Genomic DNA, 6,286 nt, shown 5'->3' with positions numbered 1-6,286 from the left:
AACGGGGGGGGGTGGGAGGGGCTAGAAGGCCGAGATACTCGCCCCCCCGCCCCCGTGGGAGCGGCCGGTCGCGGTCCTGCGATGGCGGGCACCCGGGCGTCCACGCCCCGGTGTGCCCCGCCGCCGCTACCCCAGGGCGCCCCGCAGGAAGGCGAGTTCGGCCGCCGTGACCTGCTCGCCCACCCCGTCCGGGGTCATGTGGGTGACGCCCGGCAGCGGCAGCACGCTGTGCGGGCGGCCCGCCCGGGTGAGCGCCCGGGAGAGCAGCAGGGTGTGCGAGGGGTGCACGTTGTCGTCGGCCAGGCCGTGGATCAGCAGCAGTGGCCGGGTGAGCGACGGCGCGTCGTCGATCAGGCAGTCCGCCGCGTAGCCCTCGGGGTTGTGCTGCGGCAGGTCCAGGTAGCGCTCGGTGTACGCGGTGTCGTACCGGCGGAAGTCGGTGGGCGGCGCGCCCGCGCAGGCGGCGTGGAAGACGTCCGGGCGGCGCAGCACGGCGAGTGCGGCGAAGTACCCGCCGTAGGACCAGCCGCGCACGCCCACCCGGCCCAGGTCGAGGTCGGGGTGGTCCGCGGCGAGCGCGTGCAGCGCGGCCACCTGGTCCTCCAGCGCGGCCGCGGAGAAGCGGCGGAAGATCGCCCGGGTGAAGGCGGGGGAGACGAACGGGGTGCCCCGGTTGTCGGTGGTGACCACCGCGAAGCCCTGGTCGGCCCACCACTGGCGGAGCTGCCAGCGGCGCGGTTCGTTGGCCACCGCCTGGTAGCCCGGGCCGCCGTAGACGTCGAGCAGGACGGGCAGCCGCCGGCCGGGCAGATGGCCGCGCGGGTACACCACGGCGGTGGGCAGGCCGTGTTCGGTGACCCGGGCGAGCCGCGGTTCGACCCGGTACGGCAGGGCGGCGGACAGGTCGGTGGGCACTGCCTCGCCCCAGGGGCCGGTCAACCGGCGGCGGACGCCGTCGGGGCCGGCCGAGACGAGCAGCAGGGTGTCGGCGGCGGCCAGCGCGGAGTGCACGCCGGGGCCGGAGCTGACCGGCTCGGGGGCGCCGCCGTCCGGGTCGACCAGGTGGACGTACTGGTCGGCGGGGTCGCCCTGGCCGGTCTCGCAGAGCAGCCTGCCGCGCAGCCGCCCGACCACCCGGCGGATCTGCAGGCCGCTGGTGTCCAACGGCTTGCCGTCCACGGCCAGGCCGCGTGCGGCGGGGGTGTCGTGGGCGGTGAGCAGCCGGCCGCCGTCCAGCCGGGCGGGGGTGCCGGGCAGGTCGTCCACCCAGAACTCGTCGGTGGTGCGGGAGAGTTCACGGGTGGCGCCGGTGGCCGGGTCGGCGGTGAGCAGCAGCACGTTCTGCTGGAGGCGGTCGGCGACGGTGAGCAGGACCTCCCCGGTGCCGGCCCACTCGGCCGCGCAGAGGTAGGGGAACGCCTCGGCGTCCCAGCGCAGCCGGGTCCGGGCGCCGTCCAGGTCGAGGACCCAGAGCTGGACGTCCGCGTTGGGCCCGCCGGCCTGCGGGTAGGCGAAGTCCTCGGGCCGCTCGTCCGGGTGGGCCGGGTCGGCGAAGTAGCGCCGGGGCAGGGCGGCTTCGTCCACCCGGGTGGCCAGCAGCGCGCCGCCGTCCGGGCGCCACCAGTGGCCCCGGGCGCGGCCCAGCTCCTCGGCGGCGGCGAACTCGGCGACGCCCCAGCGGGCGCCGTCGGCGGGGCTCAGCGGGGCGGGCGCCGGGGTGACGTGGAGGGCGTCGTCGGCGACGTAGGCGACGCGGTGGCCGGCCGGGTCGGGGCGCGGGTCGAAGGCCGGTCCGGCCACCGGGAGTTCGGCGCAGGTGCCGGCGGTGGTGTCGGCGCGGAACAGCCGCCCGTCCAGGGTGAACACGGCGACCGCGAGGTCGGCGGTGGCGGCGAAGGTGCCGATGCCGGCGGCGGTCAGCCTGGTCCGTTCGCGCAGCCGCCGCTCGACGGCGGGCAGGTCGTCGCGGTCGCCGCCGCGGCCCGGGGCGAGCACGGCGGGGTCGGCGACCAGGCGCTCCTCGCCGGTGGCGAGGTCGAGGAGGTGGAGCCGGTCGACCCGGTCCTGCGGGCCGGCCGAGCGGAGCAGCAGCAGTCGGGTGCCGTCCTCGCTGAGGGTGATCGCGCGCGGGGCGCCGTGGCCGAAGCGGCCGGTGCGGGCGCTGAGGTCGAGGAAGGGATCGGTGAGGGTCACGGCCCGATGGTCGCCGGGAGGTACCTTCCCGGACCAGTAGGGCGTCATGTGAAATGTCACACACCACCCGCCGATGTGAGGTGATGCGGCGTCCAGGGGCCGTCGGGCCGGGCGTCAGTCGGCGCCGGCGCGGAGTTCGGCGAGCAGGACGCTCTGCTCGGCGATCAGCCCGGTGAGGATCCGCCGGGCGGTGAGCAGCAGGTCGGCGACCTCGGTCCCGGACAGCGCGTACACCACCGTGCTGCCCTCCCGGGTGGCGGTGACGATGCCGGACCGGCGCAGCACGGCGAGTTGCTGGGAGAGGCTGGACGGTTCGATCGCCAGCTCGGCCAGCAGGTCGCGGACGGGCGTCGGTCCGGCCTGCAGCAACTCCAGCACCCGGATCCGGACGGGGTGGCCGAGCATCCGGAAGAACTCGGCCTTGGCCTGGTACAGCGCGACCGCCACAGCGCTCCTTTCCTGGTGCCCGGCCCGGTCAGATCTCCAGTCCGACCTCGATCCGCTTGAGGTGGTGGCGGGCCATCGCCAGGTTGGCGCGGCTGCGGTTGAGCGCCAGGAACAGGAAGAGCCCCCGGCCGTTCGGCATGGTGAGCGGTCGGAGCAGGTGGTACTGGCTGGTGAGGCTGACCAGGATGTCCTCGATCTCGTTGTCATGGAGGTTGAGCAGCTCCATGGCCCGCATCTTGGCCCGGACCACGTCGGTGTTGCCGGCGGCGGCGACGTTGAGGTCCAGCTCGCCGCCCTCGCCGAGGGTGCCGAGCGCCATGCCGCTGCCGTAGTCGACCAGGGCCACGCCGATCGCGCCCTCGATCGCCATGGCCTCCTTGAGCGAGGTCTCCAGGTTCGCCATCGTCTTCTCCTCCTGTGAGCGGGGGACTCCCCTGCGTGGTGGCTGTGGGACCGAATGTAGGGAGAGGGGACGGCGTGGCACCGGGAATGACCGGAGACGTTCGAAGATGGCCGCTTCGTCGCTGCTTGAAGACATTTGCAACTATGGATGTGAGAGAGAACCGATCCGGTAGCGCGAAAAATCGGTGCTATCGATGTCAGTCCTCCCGGGTAACCTCTCGCTGAGATGCGAGATCACACCAATCACACCCGGACGGCGATGAACACCCCTGAGCCCGAGCAGCCCGAAGACCGGGAGCTCAGCCCCGCCGAGGCGTACGCGGCCTTCCGCCGCCGGGCCAAGGAGCAGGCCAGCGCCCTGTACGGCTTCCAGCAGCTCTACGACTTCCCGCTGGACGACTTCCAGCTGGAGGCCTGCCGGGCGCTGGAGGGCGGCGAGGGCGTGCTGGTCGCCGCGCCCACCGGCTCCGGCAAGACGATCGTCGGCGAGTTCGCCGTGCACCTCGCCCTCCAGTCCGGGCGCAAGTGCTTCTACACCACGCCCATCAAGGCGCTCTCGAACCAGAAGTACGGGGACCTGGTCAAGCGCTACGGCGCGGCCAAGGTCGGCCTGCTGACCGGTGACAACAGCGTCAACGGGGACGCCCCCGTGGTGGTCATGACCACCGAAGTGCTGCGCAACATGCTCTACGCCGGCTCCTCCTCGCTCAACGGCCTCGGCTACGTGGTGATGGACGAGGTGCACTACCTCGCCGACCGCTTCCGCGGCGCCGTCTGGGAGGAGGTCATCATCCACCTCCCCGAGTCGGTGGTGCTGGCCTCGCTCTCCGCGACCGTCTCCAACGCCGAGGAGTTCGGCGACTGGCTGGACACCGTGCGCGGCGGCACCAAGGTGATCGTCTCCGAACACCGCCCGGTGCCGCTGTGGCAGCACGTCATGGCCGGCAACCGGATGTACGACCTGTTCGCCAACCCGGACCGCGACGGCCGCCCCAAGGACGCCCCGCGCAACCCGGCCAAGGCCGTCAACCCCGAACTGGTCCGGCTCGCCCGCTCCGAGCTGGACCGCAACCCGCGCGACCGGTTCGGCCGCGGCCGGGGCCGCTCGATGCCCAACGGCCGCCCGGGCAAGGTCTGGACGCCCGGCCGGGTCGACGTCATCGACCGGCTCGACGCCGAGGGCCTGCTCCCCGCGATCACCTTCATCTTCAGCCGGGCCGGCTGCGAGGCCGCCGTCCAGCAGTGCCTCAGCTCCGGGCTGCGCCTCAACAAGGAGGAGGACCGGGGCCGGGTGCGGGCCATCGTCGAGGAGCGCTGCGCCGACATCCCCGACGAGGACCTGCACGTCCTCGGCTACTACGAGTGGCTCGACGGGCTGGAGCGCGGCATCGCCGCCCACCACGCGGGGATGCTGCCGCGGTTCAAGGAGGTGGTCGAGGAGCTCTTCGTGAAGGGTCTGGTCAAGGCCGTCTTCGCGACCGAGACGCTGGCCCTCGGCATCAACATGCCCGCCCGCTCGGTGGTCATGGAGAAGCTGGTCAAGTGGAACGGCGAGACGCACGCCGACATCACCCCCGGCGAGTACACCCAGCTCACCGGCCGGGCCGGTCGCCGCGGGATCGACATCGAGGGCCACGCCGTGGTGCTCTGGCAGCGCGGGCTCGACCCGGAGGCGCTGGCCGGCCTGGCCGGCACCCGCACCTACCCGCTGAAGTCGTCCTTCCGGCCCTCGTACAACATGGCCGTCAACCTGGTCTCGCAGTTCGGCCGGCACCGCTCCCGCGAGCTGCTGGAGACGTCCTTCGCGCAGTTCCAGGCGGACCGCTCGGTGGTCGGCATCGCCCGCCAGGTCCAGCGCAACGAGGAGGGCCTGGACGGCTACCGCGCGTCCATGACCTGCCACCTGGGCGACTTCGACGAGTACATGGGCCTGCGCCACCAGCTCAAGGACCGCGAGAACGAGCTGGCCCGCGAGGGCAGCAGCCAGCGCCGCGCGGCCGCCGTCGAGTCCATCGAGCAGCTCAAGCCGGGCGACGTCATCCACGTCCCCACCGGCAAGTTCGCCGGTCTCGCGCTCGTCCTCGACCCGGGCCTGCCGCCGGTCAGCCGCAACGGCCGGGTCGGCGCGCGCCATCCCGACTTCCAGGACGGCCCGCGCCCGGTGGTGCTCACCGCCGAGCGGCAGGTCAAGCGGCTCGCCATGATCGACTTCCCGCACCCGGTCGCCGCCCTGGAGCGGGTGCGCATCCCCAAGTCCTTCAACCCGCGCAGCCCGCAGTCCCGGCGCGACCTCGCCTCCGCGCTGCGCACCAAGGCCGGCCACCTGGAGCCCGAGCGGTTCCGCAAGGGCCGCGCGGCCGCCGCCGACGACGCGGAGATCAGCCGGCTGCGCGCCGCCCTGCGCCAGCACCCGTGCCACGGCTGCGACGAGCGCGAGGACCACGCCCGCTGGGCCGAGCGCTACCACCGGCTGCACCGCGACACCGAGCAGCTGGAGCGCCGGATGCGTTCCCGCACCCACACCATCGCCCGCACCTTCGACCGGGTCTGCGGCCTGCTCACCGACCTCGGCTACCTCCGGGGCGACACCGTCACCGACGACGGCAAGCGGCTCGGCCGGCTCTACGGCGAGCTGGACCTGCTCGCCTCCGAGTGCATCCGCGAGGGCGTCTGGAGCGGCCTGGCCGCCGCCGAGCTGGCGGCCTGCGCCTCGGCGCTGGTCTACGAGTCCCGGCAGTCCGACGACGCCGCCGCCCCCCGGGTGCCCGAGGGCGGCACCAAGGAGGCACTCGGCCAGATGATCCGGATCTGGGGCCACCTGGACGCCCTGGAGGAGCAGCACCGGATCAACACCGCCGAGGGCGTCGGGCAGCGCGAGCCGGACGTCGGCTTCGCCTGGGCCGCGTACCGCTGGGCCCTCGGCCACAACCTGGACTCGGTGCTGCGCGACGCCGACATGCCGGCCGGTGACTTCGTCCGCTGGACCAAGCAGCTGATCGACGTGCTCGGCCAGATCCAGGACGCCGCCGGGGAGGACGCCGAGCTCCGCCGGACGGCCCGCAAGGCCGTCGACGGCCTCCGTCGCGGCATCATCGCCTACTCCTCGGTGGGCTGACCGTCGCACGCCGAAGGGGGCCCGTCGTCATCGAGATGCTGTTGGTTAATTCGGGCCCTGCTTCTTCTTCGCCCCGCCGAGCTGGTGCTCGGCGGGGCGAAGTGCTGAGAAGTGGCTGGTGCGGGTGCG

The 6,286-nt window shown here is 73.5% G+C and carries 4 protein-coding genes; 1 reads left to right on the top strand and 3 read right to left on the bottom strand.

Translation table 11 applies throughout. The features are described from left to right. Positions 1 to 126: 126 nt before the first annotated feature. From ACZ4UX_RS33005 to ACZ4UX_RS32995, 3 genes are all read right to left on the bottom strand, one after another. Positions 127 to 2,193: a S9 family peptidase gene (locus ACZ4UX_RS33005; RefSeq protein ID WP_465709331.1), complete on the bottom strand. Its 2,067-nt coding sequence runs from the start codon at positions 2,191 to 2,193 to the stop codon at positions 127 to 129. A gap of 114 nt (positions 2,194 to 2,307) precedes the next feature. Beyond that, positions 2,308 to 2,640, bottom strand: coding sequence for an ArsR/SmtB family transcription factor (locus ACZ4UX_RS33000; RefSeq protein ID WP_329486894.1), 333 nt, complete (start codon positions 2,638 to 2,640; stop codon positions 2,308 to 2,310). Positions 2,641 to 2,668: 28 nt separating this feature from the next. Then, positions 2,669 to 3,043, bottom strand: coding sequence for a hypothetical protein (locus tag ACZ4UX_RS32995; RefSeq protein WP_329486893.1), 375 nt, complete (start codon positions 3,041 to 3,043; stop codon positions 2,669 to 2,671). Positions 3,044 to 3,301: 258 nt separating this feature from the next. Here ACZ4UX_RS32995 and ACZ4UX_RS32990 point away from each other — a divergent pair, with 258 nt between their 5' ends. Next, complete coding sequence (locus ACZ4UX_RS32990) at positions 3,302 to 6,157, top strand: DEAD/DEAH box helicase (RefSeq protein WP_465709330.1); 2,856 nt, start codon at positions 3,302 to 3,304, stop codon at positions 6,155 to 6,157. Positions 6,158 to 6,286: the final 129 nt, after the last annotated feature.

The organism is Kitasatospora sp. NPDC028961 (assembly GCF_055564815.1).
Note: the sequence above shows the minus strand (reverse complement) of the source record. Positions and strands in the feature narration are given on the sequence as shown.